The 18,365-nt window shown below is 59.8% G+C and carries 14 protein-coding genes; 7 read left to right on the top strand and 7 right to left on the bottom strand.

The window, feature by feature from the left end; translation table 11 throughout:
* Window positions 1-266 precede the first annotated feature (266 nt).
* Window positions 267-1,634, top strand: a complete 1,368-nt coding sequence (gene radA, locus IB245_RS15645; RefSeq protein ID WP_008028888.1) for a DNA repair protein RadA — start codon at window positions 267-269, stop codon at window positions 1,632-1,634.
* A gap of 96 nt (window positions 1,635-1,730) precedes the next feature.
* On the opposite strand, the gene IB245_RS15640 is transcribed toward radA, so the two are convergent.
* Window positions 1,731-2,099 (bottom strand): PilZ domain-containing protein, encoded by a 369-nt coding sequence (locus IB245_RS15640; protein ID WP_008040322.1) that lies wholly within the window; start codon window positions 2,097-2,099, stop codon window positions 1,731-1,733.
* Between the two features lie 158 nt (window positions 2,100-2,257).
* On the opposite strand from IB245_RS15640, the gene IB245_RS15635 reads away from it, so the two are divergent.
* The 3 genes from IB245_RS15635 (at window position 2,258) to yjiA (ending at window position 5,670) form a co-directional block, all read left to right on the top strand.
* Complete coding sequence (locus tag IB245_RS15635; protein WP_008040323.1) at window positions 2,258-4,324, top strand: carbon starvation CstA family protein; 2,067 nt, start codon at window positions 2,258-2,260, stop codon at window positions 4,322-4,324.
* 14 nt (window positions 4,325-4,338) lie between these two features.
* Window positions 4,339-4,536 (top strand): YbdD/YjiX family protein, encoded by a 198-nt coding sequence (locus tag IB245_RS15630; RefSeq protein WP_007895266.1) that lies wholly within the window; start codon window positions 4,339-4,341, stop codon window positions 4,534-4,536.
* A 162-nt stretch (window positions 4,537-4,698) separates the two neighbouring features.
* A complete protein-coding gene (gene yjiA / locus IB245_RS15625; RefSeq protein ID WP_192228012.1) occupies window positions 4,699-5,670 on the top strand; it encodes a GTPase in 972 nt (323 codons plus the stop codon).
* A 95-nt stretch (window positions 5,671-5,765) separates the two neighbouring features.
* Here the strand turns inward: yjiA and IB245_RS15620 are convergent, their stop codons facing one another.
* The 3 genes from IB245_RS15620 to IB245_RS15610 are packed head-to-tail and all read right to left on the bottom strand — an operon-like array spanning window position 5,766 to window position 8,551.
* The gene (locus IB245_RS15620; protein ID WP_192228011.1) at window positions 5,766-6,455 is read right to left on the bottom strand and encodes a GntR family transcriptional regulator; all 690 of its coding nucleotides are present in this window, start codon (window positions 6,453-6,455) and stop codon (window positions 5,766-5,768) included.
* 25 nt (window positions 6,456-6,480) lie between these two features.
* On the bottom strand, window positions 6,481-7,185 hold the full coding sequence (locus IB245_RS15615) for a FadR/GntR family transcriptional regulator (RefSeq protein ID WP_008040325.1): 705 nt from the start codon (window positions 7,183-7,185) through the stop codon (window positions 6,481-6,483).
* Between the two features lie 52 nt (window positions 7,186-7,237).
* Complete coding sequence (locus IB245_RS15610) at window positions 7,238-8,551, bottom strand: C4-dicarboxylate transporter DctA (protein ID WP_008040326.1); 1,314 nt, start codon at window positions 8,549-8,551, stop codon at window positions 7,238-7,240.
* Between IB245_RS15610 and IB245_RS15605 the strand changes: the two genes are divergently transcribed.
* Window positions 8,550-8,870: a hypothetical protein gene (locus tag IB245_RS15605; protein WP_192228095.1), complete on the top strand. Its 321-nt coding sequence runs from the start codon at window positions 8,550-8,552 to the stop codon at window positions 8,868-8,870. The two genes, IB245_RS15610 and IB245_RS15605, sit on opposite strands and share 2 nt — an antisense overlap.
* Window positions 8,871-8,878: 8 nt before the next feature.
* Here IB245_RS15605 and glyA read toward each other — a convergent pair whose 3' ends face one another.
* A complete protein-coding gene (gene glyA, locus IB245_RS15600; protein WP_008028869.1) occupies window positions 8,879-10,132 on the bottom strand; it encodes a serine hydroxymethyltransferase in 1,254 nt (417 codons plus the stop codon).
* A 218-nt stretch (window positions 10,133-10,350) separates the two neighbouring features.
* On the bottom strand, window positions 10,351-14,199 hold the full coding sequence (locus IB245_RS15595; protein WP_192228010.1) for a bifunctional diguanylate cyclase/phosphodiesterase: 3,849 nt from the start codon (window positions 14,197-14,199) through the stop codon (window positions 10,351-10,353).
* Between the two features lie 283 nt (window positions 14,200-14,482).
* On the opposite strand from IB245_RS15595, the gene ettA reads away from it, so the two are divergent.
* On the top strand, window positions 14,483-16,147 hold the full coding sequence (ettA, locus tag IB245_RS15590) for an energy-dependent translational throttle protein EttA (protein WP_008028865.1): 1,665 nt from the start codon (window positions 14,483-14,485) through the stop codon (window positions 16,145-16,147).
* A 347-nt stretch (window positions 16,148-16,494) separates the two neighbouring features.
* A complete protein-coding gene (gene gdhA, locus IB245_RS15585) occupies window positions 16,495-17,832 on the top strand; it encodes an NADP-specific glutamate dehydrogenase (RefSeq protein ID WP_192228009.1) in 1,338 nt (445 codons plus the stop codon).
* On the opposite strand, the gene IB245_RS15580 is transcribed toward gdhA, so the two are convergent.
* A complete protein-coding gene (locus IB245_RS15580) occupies window positions 17,829-18,323 on the bottom strand; it encodes a GreA/GreB family elongation factor (RefSeq protein ID WP_008037922.1) in 495 nt (164 codons plus the stop codon). The two genes, gdhA and IB245_RS15580, sit on opposite strands and share 4 nt — an antisense overlap.
* Window positions 18,324-18,365 lie beyond the last annotated feature (42 nt).

Raw genomic sequence — 18,365 nt, 5'->3', positions numbered from 1 at the left:
TCGATTTGATTTTCAGTATTAAACTCTTGGTTTGTTAGGTGATGTTGTACGTTAAGTTTGCAGAGTGTTAAGAGTTGTACAGCTTTGTGGGTTTTGGATTTAACGTTGGTCGAGTTATTTTGGCAGCGCGTTGTACAAGTTATGAAAGTTGCAACGCTGTCGTTGTCTCGAGAATCGAACAAGTTGCCGCCCAATTCCATTGGGCAACTCCGTCGCACTGATCCAGCCCAGCTGAGCTATCATCGCGGTTTTTGCCGGGAGTTCAGATGGCCAAGGCCAAACGCATGTACGGCTGCACCGAGTGCGGCTCAACCTTCCCCAAGTGGGCCGGCCAGTGCGGCGAGTGCGGGGCCTGGAACACCTTGACCGAAACCATGGTCGAGAGCGGCGGTGCCGCAGCCCCCAGCGGCCGCACCGGCTGGACCGGCCAACAGGCACAGATCAAGACCCTGGCCGAAGTCAGCGTCGAAGAAATACCGCGCTTTTCCACTGCATCCAGTGAGCTCGATCGCGTCCTGGGTGGCGGGCTGGTGGACGGTTCGGTGGTTTTGATCGGCGGTGATCCGGGCATCGGCAAATCAACCATCCTCTTGCAAACCTTGTGCAACCTCGCCAAGAGCATGCCGGCGTTGTACGTCACGGGCGAAGAGTCCCAGCAGCAAGTGGCCATGCGCGCCCGACGCCTGGGATTACCGCAGGATCAACTGCGGGTCATGACCGAAACCTGCATCGAAACCATCATAGCCACCGCCCGGGTCGAAAAGCCCAAGGTCATGGTGATCGACTCGATTCAGACGATTTTCACCGAGCAGCTGCAATCGGCACCGGGCGGCGTGTCCCAGGTGCGGGAGAGCGCGGCCTTGCTGGTGCGTTATGCCAAACAGAGTGGCACAGCCATTTTTCTGGTTGGCCACGTGACGAAAGAAGGTGCGCTGGCCGGACCGCGCGTGCTGGAGCACATGGTCGATACCGTGCTGTATTTCGAGGGCGAATCCGACGGTCGCTTGCGCTTGCTGCGGGCGGTGAAGAACCGTTTTGGCGCGGTTAACGAACTGGGCGTGTTCGGCATGACCGACAAGGGTTTGAAAGAAGTCTCCAACCCTTCGGCGATTTTTCTTACTCGTGCACAGGAAGAAGTCCCGGGCAGTGTGGTCATGGCAACGTGGGAAGGGACCCGACCGATGCTGGTGGAGGTTCAGGCGTTGGTGGATGACAGCCATCTGGCCAACCCGCGTCGGGTCACGTTGGGGCTGGATCAGAACCGACTGGCGATGTTGCTGGCGGTTCTGCATCGACACGGCGGCATTCCGACCCACGACCAGGACGTGTTCCTCAACGTGGTGGGTGGCGTGAAGGTATTGGAAACCGCTTCCGACCTGGCGCTGATGGCGGCCGTCATGTCCAGTTTGCGTAACCGGCCATTGCCCCATGACCTGCTGGTGTTCGGCGAAGTCGGTTTGTCTGGCGAAGTGCGTCCGGTGCCGAGCGGGCAGGAACGCTTGAAAGAAGCGGCCAAGCACGGCTTCAAACGGGCCATCGTGCCCAAGGGCAATGCGCCGAAGGAGTCTCCGCCGGGATTGCAGATTATTGCCGTGACCCGCCTCGAACAGGCCCTCGACGCACTCTTCGAATAACCCCAATCCTTGTAGGAGCCAGCTTGCTGGCGATTGAAGTTCGCGCGCGTTCGTGTGTGCCGCAATCGCCAGCAAGCCGGCTCCTACACGTAAGGCTCACACCTCTATAAGCGCACCCAACTCGCGCTCCAGCTCCTGCGGATCCCCCAGATTGAGCTCGATCAATCGCCGCAGCCGCTCGATGGATTCCAGGCTGATGTATCGGCAAACGAATCCCAAATGGCGAGGATCGTCGTGCGTCAGTTGCACATCCATCTTGATGTCAAAGTCCTTGCTGAGATGAATGTCGACAGAAAACATCTTTTTCGGGTCGCCCAGCCACGGCTCGGGTCGCTCGATCAGTATTCCCTTGAGCGACAAGTCAATCAGCTTCACTGGCCAGATGAATTCCCCTTGGCAAAGCTCGGTTCGGGCATCGAACGCAATACGTTTGAAGCGGCGGCGATTGGCAGGGTGTTCGCTCATGTCTTATTCCTCTTAATGTCCGCTGACTATAGACCCGCATTGTCAAAGCCTGCCAGCTGACACGGGCGTCTAGACCAATGTCGGGTATGGCCTTTGCCGTCAGGAGAGCTAAACTCGGGGTGGCTGTCTTTCTTGTCCACCCTGGCTGGAATAAAAAAATGAAAAATAATAATAGCCCGCTACGCCACCTACCCTGGCTGCTGCTGGCAATCGTAGGAGCGTGCGCCCTTGGCGTAGTGGCATTGCGTCGAGGCGAGGCAATCAACGCCTTGTGGATTGTGGTCGCTGCCGTGGCCATTTATCTGGTTGCGTACCGTTATTACAGTCTGTTCATCGCTAACAACGTGATGCAACTCGATTCACGACGGGCCACCCCCGCTGTGCTCAACAATGATGGTCTGGACTACGTCCCGACCAACAAACACATCCTTTTCGGTCACCACTTCGCAGCCATTGCCGGCGCAGGGCCATTGGTCGGTCCGGTGTTGGCGGCGCAGATGGGCTACTTGCCCGGCACGCTGTGGCTGATTGCCGGTGTGGTGCTGGCCGGTGCGGTTCAGGACTTCATGGTCCTGTTCATGTCCACCCGCCGCAACGGCCGCTCCCTGGGCGACATGGTCCGCGAAGAAATGGGCCGCATCCCCGGCACCATCGCGCTGTTCGGCTGCTTCCTGATCATGATCATCATCCTCGCGGTGCTGGCGCTGATCGTCGTAAAAGCCCTGGCCGAGAGCCCGTGGGGCATTTTCACGGTGATGGCGACTATCCCGATCGCGATGTTCATGGGCATCTACATGCGCTACATCCGCCCGGGCCGCATCGGTGAGATCTCCATCGTCGGCGTGCTGTTGCTGCTGGGTTCGATCTGGCTGGGCGGGCAGATTGCCGCGGACCCGGTCTGGGCCAAAGCCTTCACCTTCACTGGCGTGCAGATCACCTGGATGCTGGTCGGTTACGGTTTCGTCGCTGCCTCTTTGCCGGTGTGGCTGATTCTGGCCCCGCGTGACTACCTGTCGACGTTCCTCAAAATCGGCACCATCATCGCACTGGCGATCGGCATCCTGGTCACCATGCCCGAGCTGAAAATGCCGGCGCTGACCCAGTTCATCGATGGCACCGGTCCGGTATGGAAAGGCGGCCTGTTCCCGTTCCTGTTCATCACCATCGCCTGTGGCGCGGTCTCGGGTTTCCACGCGCTGATCTCCTCCGGCACCACGCCAAAACTGCTGGATAACGAGGTCAACGCCCGTTACATCGGTTACGGCGGCATGTTGATGGAATCGTTCGTGGCCATCATGGCGATGGTTGCCGCTTCGGTGATTGAGCCAGGCGTGTATTTCGCCATGAACAGCCCGGCGGCCGTCGTCGGTGGTGACGTGGTAGCGGTTGCACAAACTGTCAGCAGCTGGGGTTTTGCAATTACTCCGGAAGCGTTGCAAACGGTGGCCAAGGACATCGGTGAAACCACCATCCTGGCCCGCGCCGGCGGTGCGCCGACCCTGGCGGTCGGTATCGCGCAGATCCTGCACAGTGTCCTGCCGGGTGAAAACACCATGGCGTTCTGGTACCACTTCGCGATCCTGTTCGAAGCGCTGTTCATCCTGACCGCAGTCGATGCCGGTACCCGTGCCGGTCGCTTCATGTTGCAGGACTTGCTCGGCTCCTTCGTGCCGGCGCTGAAACGCACCGAATCCTGGACCGCCAACCTGATCGCCACCGCCGGTTGTGTGGCGATGTGGGGCTGGTTGCTGTATCAGGGCGTGATCGATCCGCTGGGTGGCATCAACACCTTGTGGCCGCTGTTCGGTATCTCCAACCAGATGCTGGCCGGTATCGCGCTGATGCTCGGCACCGTCGTGCTGATCAAAATGAAACGCCAACGCTACGTCTGGGTGACCATGGTGCCAGCGGTCTGGCTGCTGATCTGCACCACCACCGCCGGCTTCATCAAGCTGTTCGACGCCAACCCGGCGATCGGCTTCCTGTCGCTGGCCAAAAAATACAGCGATGCGCTGGCCAACGGTCAGATCCTCGCCCCGGCCAAGGACATCACCCAGATGCAACACGTGATTTTCAACGCCTACACCAACGCAACGCTGACCGCGCTGTTCCTGTTCGTGGTGTTCAGTATCCTGTTCTATGCACTCAAGGTCGGCATTGCCGCCTGGGGTAAAAAAGAGCGTACGGATAAAGAATCGCCATTCCAGGCCTTGCCGGACGCGTAATCGAGGATTGCAGCATGTTCAATGACCTGAGTCGCCTCGGTAAATACCTCGGTCAGGCCGCGCGCCTGATGGTCGGCATGCCCGACTACGACAACTACGTCGAGCATATGCAGACCAAACACCCGGACAAACCGGTGATGAGCTACGAAATGTTCTTTCGGGAACGTCAGGAAGCCCGTTACGGTGGCAAGGGTGGGCCGAAGTGCTGTTGACCCGGTTGTCGGGTTAACAGCAATCCCTGTGGGAGCTAGCCTGCTGGCGATAGCGGCTGAACATTCAACATCACTGTTGATTGACAGTCCGCCATCGCTAGCAGGCTAGCTCCCACATTTGTTTTATGTTGTTTTCTAATTTTGTAAAGCAGGAGACTCCAGTTGTCCTCTCCCATCCCCGTCACGATCCTCAGCGGCTTCCTCGGCGCCGGCAAGACCACGCTGTTGCGCCACCTGCTCAAAGCCGAGCACGGCCTGAAAATCGCCGTGATCGAAAACGAATTCAGTGACGCCGGCATCGACACCCAACTGTTGGGCGACGAGCCGGTGCAGGTGATGACGCTGTCCAACGGCTGCGTCTGCTGCACCATCCACACCGACCTGACCAAGGCGCTCTACCTGTTGCTTGAGCGGCTGGACAGTGGCGAAATCGCCTTCGACCGTCTGGTGATCGAGTGCACCGGCCTGGCGGATCCGGCACCGGTGGCACAAACCTTCTTCATCGACGAAGAACTGCGTGAGCGTTACATCCTCGACGGCATCATCACGTTGGTCGATGCAGCGCACGCCGACGTACACCTGACCCAAACCATCGCCCAGGCGCAGATTGGTTTCGCCGACCGCTTGCTGGTGAGCAAACGCGATCTGGTGGACGAGTCGACCTTCACCGCGTTGAGCGAGCGCCTGACCCGTATCAACCGTCGCGCGCCGATTCGCGTGGTCGACCACGGCCAGATCGATCTGGCCGAACTGCTCGATGTGCGCGGCTTCAACCTCAATGCCGACCTGGGTGGCGGCGTGAGTTTGCGCCCGGTCAGCAAAGCGCCTTCCATCGACCGCATTTCCAGCCTGGTGCTGCGCACCGACAAGCCGCTGGATATCGACAAGCTCAGCGAGTTCATGAACGAACTGCTGGAAGAGCATGGCAAGCAGTTGCTGCGCTACAAAGGCGTGCTGAACATCCTTGGCGAGCCGCGGCGCATGGTGTTTCAGGGTGTGCTGAAGTTGTATGGCTTCGACTGGGACACGGAGTGGGCAGAGGGCGAGGCGCGGGAAAGCGTGATTGTGTTTATTGCCGATGAATTGCCGGAAGAGAAGATCCGCGAGGGGTTTGCGCGGGTGGCGGCGGATTGAATCGTTTCGTTCGTCAGTGATAACGCCTTCGCGGGCAAGCCTCGCTCCTACAGTCGGTGATATCCGTAGGAGCGAGGCTTGCCCGCGAAAGCGATCTAACCAGCAACACGATCCTGACTAAGCCCAAGTCCTGAGTTCAGCAATATTTCCTCAAGATCATCCAGGTGCCCGCTTAGCAGCGAGACCGCCTTCACCGCATCCCCACGCTCCACCGCATCCAGAATCGCGGAATGCACCCGCCAATCGCAATAACCCTCCACCGATACATCAAACTGCGCAATCGCCAGTGAAGTCAGTGGCACCAGGCTGCCCAGAAAATGCGCCAACGGTGCATTCCCCGCCATTTCGGCCAGCTGCAGATGAAACGCCCCCGCCAACCTGATCGCCGAGCCATGCGCGGCACATTGGCGCTCGCGATCAATCAACCCACGCAGACACTTCAAGTCCTGCGCACGGGGCTGCTGGCACGCCAGCCGCACCACCGTGGTTTCGGTCAGCCGCCGCGCATGCAGCGTCTGCCGGACTTGCTCATGATCGAGCGCAGCGACTCGGGGGCGATGGTGAGTGCGCAACACGATGATCTGCTGATGGGACAACTGCGTCAGCACCCCACGCATGTCACTGCGGCGAGCGCCGAACATCTGCGCCAGGCTTTCTTCGGTAAAGCGACTGGCCGCATCGATGCGCTGTTCAAGAATGGCGTCGAAGACTCGCGAGTAGAGATCATCCGTCGGCGCGGGAAAGGGCAGGGCAACAAGAGTTTGCGCTGAAGCGAAGCTGTTCATGGCCTGTCTCCGGTTCCAAGAGGGTTCAACTGCCGAGGTTGTCGTCCGGGATATTCAATTCGATGCCCATCCGCTGGCCTTCGCGAAGAATGTGCCGACGCATTTCGGCACTCGCCAGGGCGCTGTTTTTGCTGCGGATCGCGCGTACCACGGCTTCGTTTTCTTCGAGGCGTTCGGCCAGATGCTCGGGGGAGTTGCGCAGCACCTCGGCGCTTTGCTTGAGGGCGTTGCTGGTCTGCTGTACCACGCTCTGGAAAATCGGGTTCGAGGTCAGCGTGAACAGCTCTTCGTGGAACGCGATGTAGGCGTTGACCCCGGCTTCGCTGTCGTTCGCCTCCAGGGCTTCGCGCATGTCCATCAGGGTCAGGCGCAATTGCCCGACTTCCTTGCTGCTGATCGATTGCGCCACCAGGCCGACGATAAACGGCTCAAGGGTGTAGCGCAGTTGCAGCACGTCTTCCAGGCTCGCACCGGCCACTGCACTGTCGTGGCTTTGGCTGTCTGTCAGTTGGGCATCGAGCACCACCACGCCTTTGCCCGGCATCGAGCGCACCAGGCCGAGGGTTTCCAGGACGATGACCGCCTCGCGCAGGCTCGGACGGCTGATGCCCAGTTGTTCGGCCAATTCACGTTGCCCCGGCAGCATCTCGCCGGAGCGCCATTGCCCACGGGCCAGCGCGGCACGAAGTTTTTCCACTACTGAATTTACGACGGTTGACGAGGTAATCACTGTTCGCTCCAAGTCGCGATAATGTGCCCGCCCATAGGCGGGCACACGTTGTTTAAAATTCCTGCTGGTGCGCGGGCGCGACCGGTTTTCGAGGCTGGAAGGTATAACCCACCTGACCGGAAAGCACCTTGTTTGCGCGTTGGATATCGATGTCTTTTTCCCATCGGGCGATGGCCACGGTGGCGACGCAGTTGCCGATCAGGTTGGTCAGCGCGCGGCCGATGCCCATGAACCAGTCCACCGCCAATACCAGCACCAGACCGACCACCGGAATCGCCGGGATGGCCGTCAGTGTCGCTGCCAGAATCACCAGCGCCGAGCCGGGAATCCCGTGAGCCCCTTTGGAGGTGATCAGCGACACCAGCAAAATGGTCAGCAAATCAGTCATGGCCAACGGCGTGCCCGTGGCATTGGCGATGAACACAATGGCCAATGTCAGGTAGATCGAAAAGCCGTCGAGGTTGAACGAGTAACCGGTGGGAATCACCAGCCCGACCGTTGAACTGCCGATGCCCAGATGTTCGAGCTTGCGCATGATTTGCGGCAGCACGGCGTCGGACGACGCGGTGCCCATGACGATCATCAGTTCTTCGCGCAGGTATTTGAGCAGTGGCCACATGCGCAGGCCGGACAGGCGCATCACCAGGCCGAGAATCAGCGCCACGAACGCGACACACGTCAGGTAGAAAAGACCGACCAGGCTGCCCAGGTGTTGCAGGGAGTCCAGGCCATATTTGCTGGTGGTGAAGGCAATTGCGCCGAACACGCCGATCGGCGCCAGGCGCACGATCATGCCCATGATGCGGAAAATCACGTGGCTCAGCTCATTGATCAGCCGGGAAATGCCCGACGCGGCTTCGCCCACCAGGTTCAGTGCGCTGCCGAACAGCACTGAAAACAGCAGGACCTGCAGAATGTTGTTGTCGGCAAAGGCGCCGATCACCGAAGTCGGAATCAGGTCCATCAGGAACTGCGTGGTGGTGTGCATGTGCTGGCCGCGCTGGGCGATGTCGCCCATGTCGGCGGCAGACAGCTGCTCCAGATGAATGTTCGCGCCGCTGCCGATGCCGGTGCTGAAGGCGAACACCAGGCCAATCACCAGGGCGATGGTAGTCAGCACTTCGAAGTAGATCACCGATTTGAGGCCGATGCGCCCGACCTTCTTCAGGTCGCCGGCGCCGCTGATGCCGCTGACCACCACGCAGAACACGATCAGGCCGATGAGCATCTTGATCAGTTTGATGAAACCGTCGCCGAGGGGTTTGAGTTGGGCGGAGTATTCGGGAAGGGTCAGCCCGCAGACGATGCCGAGCACCAGTCCGAGAACCACTTGAAGGAAGATTGAACGCGAGCACCATCTGAGCATGGGAGGAATCCTGGTCGGTGTCCTGGCTGCCGTGCGCTGCGCGCATCAGATTCAGGACTTAATTATTGTGGTCTTACCGGTATGTCCAGTGCAGGCGCAGTCTACGCCGGATTTTTTTACGATTACAAGTGAAAACCTGAAAATTGGCATGACCGGTCTGACCAGCGAAGCTGGGTATGTAGGAGCCGGCTTGCTGGCGATGGCGCCCGAAAGATCCCTGCAAGGCTCAAGAACAAGCGCTCCAGCAAGCCGGCACCCACAAATCGCAGGCGAAAAAAAACCGGCCATCACTGGCCGGTTTTTTCTAACTACGGTTTAACGGGCTGATTAAGCGCCGTACACCGGCAGCTTCTTGCAGATGGCCTTGACCTTCTCACGAACGGCGTCGATCACCGCTTCGTTGTTCAGGTCAGCCAGGATGTCGCAGATCCAGCCGGCCAGCTCTTTGCACTCTGCTTCCTTGAAGCCGCGAGTGGTCACTGCCGGAGTGCCGAAGCGCAGGCCAGAGGTGACGAACGGGGAGCGTGGATCGTTTGGCACGGAGTTCTTGTTCACGGTGATGAATGCTTTGCCCAGAGCGGCGTCAGCGTCTTTACCGGAGATTTCCTGCTTGATCAGCGACAGCAGGAACAGGTGGTTTTCAGTACCGCCGGAAACCACGTCGAAACCGCGCTCGATGAAGACGCTGGCCATGGCCTGGGCGTTTTTCACCACTTGTTGCTGGTAAGCCTTGAACTCAGGCTGCAGCGCTTCCTTGAAGCAGATCGCTTTGGCAGCGATCACGTGCTCCAGCGGGCCACCCTGGGCGCCCGGGAATACTGCGGAGTTCAGCTTCTTCTCGATGTCGGCGTTGGCGCGAGCCAGGATCAGGCCGCCACGTGGACCGCGCAGGGTCTTGTGCGTGGTGGTGGTCACGACGTCAGCGAATGGCACCGGGTTCGGGTAGACGCCAGCGGCGACCAGACCGGCCACGTGGGCCATGTCGACGAACAGGTAGGCGCCAACCTTGTCAGCGATTGCGCGGAAGCGCGGGAAGTCGAGGATCTGCGAGTAGGCAGAGAAACCGGCCACGATCATTTTCGGCTTGTGCTCAACGGCCAGGCGCTCGACTTCGTCGTAGTCGATCAGGCCATTGGCGTCGATGCCGTACTGAACGGCGTTGTACAGCTTGCCGGAGGACGAAACGCTGGCACCGTGGGTCAGGTGACCACCGTGAGCCAGGCTCATGCCCAGGATGGTGTCGCCAGCTTGCAGCAGGGCCAGGTAAACGGCGCTGTTGGCTTGCGAACCGGCGTGCGGCTGAACGTTGGCGTAATCGGCGCCGAACAGTTCTTTGGCACGGTCGATGGCCAGCTGCTCAACGACGTCGACGAACTCGCAACCACCGTAGTAGCGCTTGCCCGGGTAGCCTTCGGCGTACTTGTTGGTCAGTACCGAGCCTTGAGCTTCCATCACCGCAGGGCTGGTGTAGTTTTCCGAAGCGATCAGCTCGATGTGTTCTTCCTGGCGCTGAGCTTCTTGCTCCATGGCGGCAAAAAGATCGGCGTCGTACTTGGCAATAGTCAAATCACGGCTGAACATGGCGGTCCTCAAGGATCGGGGCAGAAAAGGGGGGCATTCTAACCCAATGGGATTTAGATGGCATATGAAAGGGCATCATGTCGCAGACAAGTGGTGTTCATGCAGGAATCGGCAGCGATCGTGCCGGCCTCTTCGCGGGCAAGCCTCGCTCCTACAGTCGGTGATATCCGTAGGAGCGAGGCTTGCCCGCGAAGGGGTCATCTGCAGCACTACAAATTTCAGTCGAACATGAACAACGCATCATTACTGAACTGCGCTTCAAACCGGCCCGCGGGCATCGGCCGCCCGAACAGGTAACCCTGAACCTCATCGCAACCATGCTCACGCAGGAAGTCCAGCTGCTCATGGGTTTCCACGCCCTCGGCGATCACCGCCAGGTTGAGGCTGTGGGCCATGGCGATGATCGCCCGGGCGATCTGCGCATCCTGTTCACCCGATGGCAAGCCATCGACAAAGGTGCGGTCGATTTTCAGCACGTCGATCGGGAACTGCTTGAGGTAGTTGAGCGACGAATAACCGGTGCCGAAGTCGTCGACCGCGATGCTCAGCCCGAGGTTTTTCAGCCCGGCCAGAATCTGCATCGCCTCGCTGACTTCGCGCATCAGGATACTTTCGGTCAGCTCCAGCTCCAGGCACGCCGGTGGCAGGCCTGTTTCCTTGAGGATGGTGGCGATACGCGTGCCGAGCTGGCCGTCGGAGAACTGCCGGGCAGAGATGTTTACCGATACCTTCGGCACCCGCACCTTGGCCTGATGCCAGGTCTTGAGCTGACGGCACGCCTCGCTGATCACCCAGTCGCCGACGTCCACCACCAGACCCAGTTCTTCGAGCACCGGAATGAAATCCCCCGGCGGCACCAGGCCACGGCGCGGATGACGCCAGCGCAGCAAGGCTTCGGCACCGGTCAGGCGTTTGCCGTCGCCGCTGAATTGCGGCTGGTAGTACAGAACGAATTCGTTCTGTTCCAGGGCGTGACGCAAGTCGCTTTCCAGCTCCAGGCGCTCGAGGGCACTGGCGTTCATGTCCGCCTGATAGAACTGGAAGTTGTTCTTGCCGCGTTCCTTGGCGTGGTACATCGCGGTGTCGGCGTTCTTCATCAGCTGACTGAGTTCGTTGCCGTCCTGCGGGCTCAGGGCGATGCCGATACTGGCGGTGACGAAGAATTCGCGGCCTTCAAGCACGAACGGTTTCACCAGGCTGGCGAGAATCTGTTCGGCCACGTGAATCGCCCGATTGAGGGCGATTTCACGGTTGGCCCGCGGTTGCAGGAGCAAGGTGAATTCGTCGCCGCCCATACGCGCCACGGTGTCGTCGTCATCGACGCAACCGAGCAGGCGCGTGGCCATTTCCTTGAGCATGCGATCGCCGGCGGCGTGGCCCAGGGAGTCGTTGATCGGCTTGAAACGGTCGAGGTCGAGGAACATCAGCACCACCCAGGACTTCTGCCGTTCCGCCGATTGCAGCGCAGTGTGCAGGCGGTCCTGGAACAGCGTGCGGTTGGGCAGGTGCGTCAGGGCGTCGTAATAGGCGAGGCGGTGAATCCGTTGTTCACTGGCCTTGCGCTCGCTGATGTCGCTGAAGAAACACACGTAACTGGCCAGATCGCCTTCATCGTCGAGCACCGCCGTGATACCGACCCACGCCGGGTAATGCTCGCCGTTACGACGCCTGAGCCAGACTTCGCCTTCCCAGGTGCTGTGCTGATTCAATTGCTTGAGCACATAGCGCAGGTGCGCTTCCTGCTGCTCGTCGACGGTCAGCATGTTCGGCAACTGGTCGAGCACTTGCTCCACCGCATAGCCGCTCACGCGACTGAACGCTTCGTTGGCCTGCACGATGTAGCCTGCCGGGTCGGTGATCAGGATCGCCGACGTCGAGTGTTCGAATACCGTGGCCGCCATGCGCAGGTCTTTCTCGGCGCGGCGTTGCTGGCTGATGTCGCGACCGACACCGAGCACGCCTTCGAAGGCACCGTGTTCGTCCCAGACCAGCACCAGCCGCAACTCGATCGGAATCTTGCGCCCATCGGCACGCAGGCAGTCGAACAGGAACAGTTGGGTCTGCACCTGGCTGCGCAACAGCGCCAGTTGGTCGGGTTTGCCCAGCGCTTTGCTGACGCGGTCCATCAGGTTGTAGATGCCGGTCAACTGTTGCGGGTTGGCGATGGTCGACTGCCAGCCGTTCTGGAAAATCCAGTCGGTGTCGTAGCCCAGCACGGCTTGCACCGACGGGCTGACGTAGTTGAGCGAGAGCTTGCTGTCGGTGGAGAAAATCACGTCGCTGATGCTTTCGGCGAGCATCCGGTAGCGCTGCTCGCTGTCGCGCAGGGACTCACTGGCCTCGATCTGCTCGGTGATGTCCTTGGCCACGCCGATGATCCGTGTGACCTGGTCGTGTTTGTCCCGCGCCAGCGCCTGTTCACGAATATCGAAACGCCGCCATTTGCCGTTGCGGTGACGGAAGCGCAGTTGGCATTGCAGCAATTGCGTATAGCCCGCGTGCCGCTGGGTCTGTCGCGCGCGGTGGTAGTGGTCGGCATCTTCGGGGTGCAGCAGGATTTCCCAGAAGTACTCGCCCATCTGGTGCAGCTCGGTGCGGTTGTAACCGAGTGTCTGGCCCAGGTGGTGGTTGCTGAAGATCATGCGCTGGCTGATCACGTCCTGGACGTACAAATGATCCGGCACGGTGCGCACCACGTCGGACCAGAACCCTTCGCGCTCAAGCAGCGACAGTTCGATGAGCTTGCGACTGGTGATGTCGCTGATGCTCAGGATCACCGCTTTATAGTCGTCCTGGTTTTCCGGCAGGCGCATCACCAGCCACAGGTGCTGATCGCGGCCATTGGCGTCTTGCAGTTTTATTTCCAGCTCGAACTGTTTCTGCTGGTTGAGTACCGCTTCGAGCACTTGATTGCCGATGGCGGTGCCATCCAGCGGATTGCCGTCGATCAGCAACTTCCAGGCTTGTTCACAGGAATTGACGTTGAGCAGTTGCAGGGCGACCTGGTTGACCTCGGTGATGCGCAGTTCCTGCAACAGTTGCTGGCGCTGTTCCGGGGTTTCCAGCCAGGCTTGCAGGTGTTCAGTGCTGAGCAACTGGTTTTTGTCGAAGACGTTCTTGAGGCCAGACACGTCGAGCACGCACAGGGCGACGCCGGTGCCTTCGAAAATATCCTGATAGCGCCGACGACCTTCACTCACCTGGCGCTGACGACGGCGTATGTTCAACAGGGCGATCAGCGGCAGCAGAGAGAGCGCCAGCCCCAACAGGCATTTACCGATAAACGCCGGCAGCAGTTCTTCGATCACACGTTGCCGGTCGAACAACCCGCGCAGTTGCCAGTCGCTGCCGGTCAGGGGGACCGTCAGCACGCTGTTGGCCACATCATTTGCGGTCAGCTCGCTCGGCTTGGCCAGGGGCTGTGAATCATCGCGGCTGATGACCTGGTGATTGACGCGGTTTTCCACCAGCCACATTGGGCGGATACCGGCCTCGCCTGGTTTGGTCAATGACGAGAAAAAGCTCGGCGTCAGGCGCAGGACCCAATAGCCCCGAGAGCTGCCGCTGGCTTGATGCAGCAACAGGTGCACCACCGAACCGTTATCGGCGTTGCTGAAATAATGTGCCTGGGTACGGCTGCGGCGTACCAGTTCGACGAGGTAGTCGGCGTCGTCGCTGTCGGCGGTGGTGTCGCTGATGACTTTCCCTGAGGGGCTCAACAACGCGAGGCTGCGCAGGTCGGGCAAGGACTTTTGCAGCTTGCGCAGCAGCTCCTGCTGTTCGTCGGCGCTTTGCGGCTGTTCGACGATCGGTAGCAGGTTGAGGGCGATCTGCGCATTGAGCGACATGTTCAGGCTGACTTGCGCAGCCAGATCGGCGGTGTAGTCGATGGTGTATTGGCGCTGGTTTTTCTGGGTTTCGCGCAGCTGATCCAGCAGTTGCCAGAACAGCAACGCGAGCAGCAAAAGCACGAGTGTCGCCAGCGCACCCTTTAATGTTCCGCGCAGGGGGGAACCGGACACAGCAGTCGGTGCACGGGTGGTCAAGGGCGGAGTGACATTAGACAAACTGTAATCCTGCGATTTAGCTGGACTGGCGCGACGTGCACTATAAGCCGGACGCCCGGAGGGCGGCTAGCATGCCTTGAGTTGTGGCAAAGTGCCAGACCCTCCCGGCTGGACTGCCTTCTGTCAATAAGGTAGCTTTGCCGGTTACGCGGGAGCGTTCCAGCTCCTAGAATCAGGTTTTTTCAGCGCGCAGCATTGATACCTATCAGTCGTCGACGCGCACGGCCTGGCCGGGCATCGCCTGCGCTCCAATCATTCATCTGTCACTGACCCAAGGTTCTCCATGGCTCAATACGTCTTCACCATGCATCGGCTGGGCAAAGTTGTTCCGCCGAAGCGGGAAATCCTGAAAAACATTTCGCTGTCCTTCTTCCCCGGCGCTAAGATCGGCGTGCTCGGCCTCAACGGTTCGGGTAAATCCACGCTGCTGAAAATCATGGCCGGCGTCGACACCGAGTTCGAGGGCGAAGCCCGTCCGATGCCGGAGCTGAACATCGGCTACCTGCCACAGGAACCGATCCTGGACCCGACCAAGACCGTGCGTGAAGTGGTCGAGGAAGCGGTCAGCGTGATCAAGAACGCCCAGGCACGCCTGGACGAGGTCTACGCGGCTTACGCTGATGAAGATGCCGACTTCGACAAACTGGCCGCCGAACAGGCCAAGCTCGAAGCCATCCTGCAAGCCAGCGACGGTCACAACCTGGATCGCCAACTGGAAGTCGCCGCCGATGCGCTGCGCCTGCCGGCCTGGGATGCCAAGGTCGAATTCCTTTCCGGTGGTGAAAAGCGTCGTGTGGCCCTGTGCCGCCTGCTGCTGTCCGCACCGGACATGCTGCTGCTCGACGAACCGACCAACCACCTGGACGCCGATTCCGTCGCCTGGCTGGAACACTTCCTCCACGACTTCCCGGGCACTGTCGTTGCGATCACGCACGACCGTTACTTCCTGGACAACGTTGCTGGCTGGATCCTCGAGCTCGACCGCGGCGCCGGTATCCCGTACGAGGGCAACTATTCGGGTTGGCTTGAAGCCAAGTCCGATCGTCTCGCTGCCGAATCCAAGCAGCAGTCGGCCCACGAAAAAGCCATGAAGGAAGAACTGGAGTGGGTGCGCAAAGGCGCCAAGGCCCGCCAGTCCAAATCCAAGGCACGTCTGCAACGTTTCGAAGAAATGCAATCGCAGGAATTCCAGAAGCGTTCGGAAACCAACGAAATCTACATCCCGGCCGGTCCGCGCCTGGGCGACAAGGTCATCGAGTTCAAGAACGTTTCCAAGGGCTACGGCGATCGCGTGCTGATCGACAACCTGTCGTTCTCCATGCCTAAAGGCGCCATCGTTGGCGTGATCGGCGGTAACGGTGCCGGTAAGTCGACGCTGTTCCGGATGCTGATGGGCAAGGAACAACCGGATTCGGGCAGCATCGAAGTCGGCGAAACCGTGCAACTGGCCTGCGTCGATCAGAGCCGCGAAGACCTGGACGGCAGCAAGACTGTGTTCCAGCAAATTTCCGACGGTTCGGATCAGATCCGCATCGGCAACTACGAGATCCCGTCGCGTACCTACGTCGGTCGCTTCAACTTCAAGGGCGGCGATCAGCAGAAGTTCGTCAAGGACCTGTCCGGTGGTGAGCGCGGTCGCTTGCACCTGGCCTTGACCCTGAAAGAGGGCGGCAACGTCCTGCTGCTCGACGAACCGTCCAACGACCTCGACGTTGAAACCCTGCGTTCCCTGGAAGAAGCCCTGCTGGACTTCCCGGGCGCCGCCATTGTGATCTCTCACGATCGGTGGTTCCTTGACCGCGTTGCGACGCACATCCTGGCGTATGAAGACGATTCGCAAGCGGTGTTCTTCGAAGGTAACTACACCGAGTACGAAGCCGACCGTAAGAAACGCCTCGGCGAAGCGGCTTCCCAGCCGCATCGTGTACGGCACAAGAAACTGGCCTGATTTCGGGTTGGTTGCATGAAAAAACGGAGCCTTCGGGGCTCCGTTTTTTTATGCGTTTTTTCAGTGGCATCGTGGCGAACTCATCGCGAGCAAGCTTTGCTCCTACAGGGGACGCGATCAACTGTAGGAGCAAAGCTTGCTCGCGAAAGCGGAATCACTACTGGTGCATGATCCAATTTGTGAATCCCTTTTTAGGTGCGAAATCAGCCTGAAAATGGAGTTTATTTATATCCTGCGCACCATTTAATTTCATAAACGCGACATTTTGCTCTATTACTGTGCGCACTCCGTTTGCTAAAGTCCGGCCCAATCTCTTCCAACGACAATAAATTTGCCGAGACTTTTCCATGATCGAATCCGTCGAAACCTTCCTTGCCCGACTGAAAAAACGCGACCCGGACCAACCTGAATTCCACCAGGCCGTCGAAGAGGTCCTGCGCAGTCTGTGGCCATTTCTCGAAGCCAATCCGCATTATCTGACCTCCGGCATTCTGGAGCGGATCTGCGAGCCGGAGCGGGCGATTGTGTTCCGTGTTTCCTGGGTCGACGATCACGGCAAGGTGCAGGTCAATCGCGGTTTCCGCATCCAGATGAACAGCGCGATCGGTCCGTACAAGGGCGGCTTGCGTTTCCATCCATCGGTGAACCTCGGCGTACTGAAATTCCTCGCCTTCGAACAAACCTTCAAAAACTCCCTGACCTCGTTGCCCATGGGCGGTGGCAAGGGTGGCTCGGACTTCGACCCGAAAGGCAAAAGCGACGCGGAAGTCATGCGCTTCTGCCAGGCCTTCATGAGCGAGTTGTACCGCCACATCGGTGCAGACGTTGACGTGCCGGCCGGCGACATCGGCGTCGGTGCCCGCGAGATCGGTTTCCTGTTCGGCCAGTACAAGCGCCTGAGCAACCAGTTCACCAGCGTGCTGACCGGCAAGGGCCCGAGCTATGGCGGCAGCCTGATTCGTCCGGAAGCCACCGGTTTCGGCTGCGTGTACTTCGCCGAGGAAATGCTCAAGCGCAGCGGTGAAGCCGTCGAAGGCAAGCGCGTAGCGATCTCGGGTTCCGGCAACGTTGCGCAGTACGCGGCGCGCAAGGTCATGGACCTGGGCGGCAAGGTGATTTCGCTCTCGGACTCCGAAGGCACGCTGTACTGCGAGGCGGGTTTGACCGAAGAACAGTGGCTGGCGCTGTTGGAGCTGAAAAACGTCAAGCGTGGACGGATCAGCGAACTGGCCACGCGTTTCGGCCTGGAGTTCCGTGCGGGTCAGTGCCCGTGGGATCTGGCGTGCGACATCGCGCTGCCCTGCGCCACTCAAAACGAACTGGATGCCGAGGCCGCGCGCACGTTGCTGCGCAACGGCTGCATCTGCGTGGCGGAAGGCGCGAACATGCCGACCACCCTGGACGCCGTGGACCTGTTTATCGAGGCCGGGATTCTGTTCGCGCCGGGCAAGGCGTCCAACGCCGGCGGTGTCGCGGTGAGCGGGCTGGAGATGTCGCAGAACGCCATGCGTCTGCTGTGGACCGGCGGGGAAGTGGACAGCAAGCTCCACGGGATCATGCAGTCGATCCACCATGCGTGCGTGCATTACGGCGAAGAGAACGGCCGCATCAACTACGTCAAAGGCGCGAACATTGCCGGTTTCGTCAAAGTCGCCGACGCCATGCTCGCCCAGGGCGTGGTTTAAGCCGGTTCGATGCGGATGATTTCGATCGTCTGATCGCCCGCCGGGCGTTGCCACAGCACCTCGTCGCCGAGTTGCGCCCCAAGCAATGCCCGGCCCAGCGGTGAACCCCAGTTGATCAGGCCCGCAGACGCGTCGGCCTGGTCTTCACCGACCAGTTGCACGGTTTGCTCGGTGCTGTGCTCGTCGGCGAAGGTCACGCGGCTGCCGATCTGCACCTTTTGCGTTGAACTGGCGGCGGTCACGACTTGAGCGCTTTGCAGGCGCTGATTGAAGTAGCGCAAATCCCGCTCAAGGTCCACCAGGCGTTGCTTGTCGGCCTGCTCGCCTTTGGCCGATTGTTCATTGTGCAATTGTTGCAACCCGGCGACTTTTGCCTGCAACTGGGCAAGGCCTGCGGGCGTGACGTAATTGGGCTGCGTGCTGACCTGCCGTTCGACGGGCTGATCAACTTGCGCGGCGGCGTTATCTTCATTGACGAAGGCGCGACTCATGGTTTCCTCCCGTTATGAGGTTTAGGCCATGGTCACAGGCTT

The organism is Pseudomonas sp. PDM02, from assembly GCF_014852285.1.
Taxonomy (GTDB): Bacteria; Pseudomonadota; Gammaproteobacteria; order Pseudomonadales; family Pseudomonadaceae; genus Aquipseudomonas; species Aquipseudomonas migulae.
This window is presented reverse-complemented; position numbering and strand designations above follow the sequence as displayed.

What these genes read in the sequence shown, in the direction of transcription:
- glyA (WP_008028869.1), bottom strand. Translation starts at nt 10,132, where the DNA reads ATGTTCAGCCGTGATTTGACTATTGCCAAGTACGACGCCGATCTTTTT.
- IB245_RS15635 (WP_008040323.1), top strand. Translation starts at nt 2,258, where the DNA reads ATGAAAAATAATAATAGCCCGCTACGCCACCTACCCTGGCTGCTGCTG.
- gdhA (WP_192228009.1), top strand. Translation starts at nt 16,495, where the DNA reads ATGATCGAATCCGTCGAAACCTTCCTTGCCCGACTGAAAAAACGCGAC.
- IB245_RS15605 (WP_192228095.1), top strand. Translation starts at nt 8,550, where the DNA reads ATGGGAGGAATCCTGGTCGGTGTCCTGGCTGCCGTGCGCTGCGCGCAT.
- IB245_RS15640 (WP_008040322.1), bottom strand. Translation starts at nt 2,099, where the DNA reads ATGAGCGAACACCCTGCCAATCGCCGCCGCTTCAAACGTATTGCGTTC.
- radA (WP_008028888.1), top strand. Translation starts at nt 267, where the DNA reads ATGGCCAAGGCCAAACGCATGTACGGCTGCACCGAGTGCGGCTCAACC.
- IB245_RS15630 (WP_007895266.1), top strand. Translation starts at nt 4,339, where the DNA reads ATGTTCAATGACCTGAGTCGCCTCGGTAAATACCTCGGTCAGGCCGCG.
- IB245_RS15620 (WP_192228011.1), bottom strand. Translation starts at nt 6,455, where the DNA reads ATGAACAGCTTCGCTTCAGCGCAAACTCTTGTTGCCCTGCCCTTTCCC.
- IB245_RS15580 (WP_008037922.1), bottom strand. Translation starts at nt 18,323, where the DNA reads ATGAGTCGCGCCTTCGTCAATGAAGATAACGCCGCCGCGCAAGTTGAT.
- IB245_RS15610 (WP_008040326.1), bottom strand. Translation starts at nt 8,551, where the DNA reads ATGCTCAGATGGTGCTCGCGTTCAATCTTCCTTCAAGTGGTTCTCGGA.
- ettA (WP_008028865.1), top strand. Translation starts at nt 14,483, where the DNA reads ATGGCTCAATACGTCTTCACCATGCATCGGCTGGGCAAAGTTGTTCCG.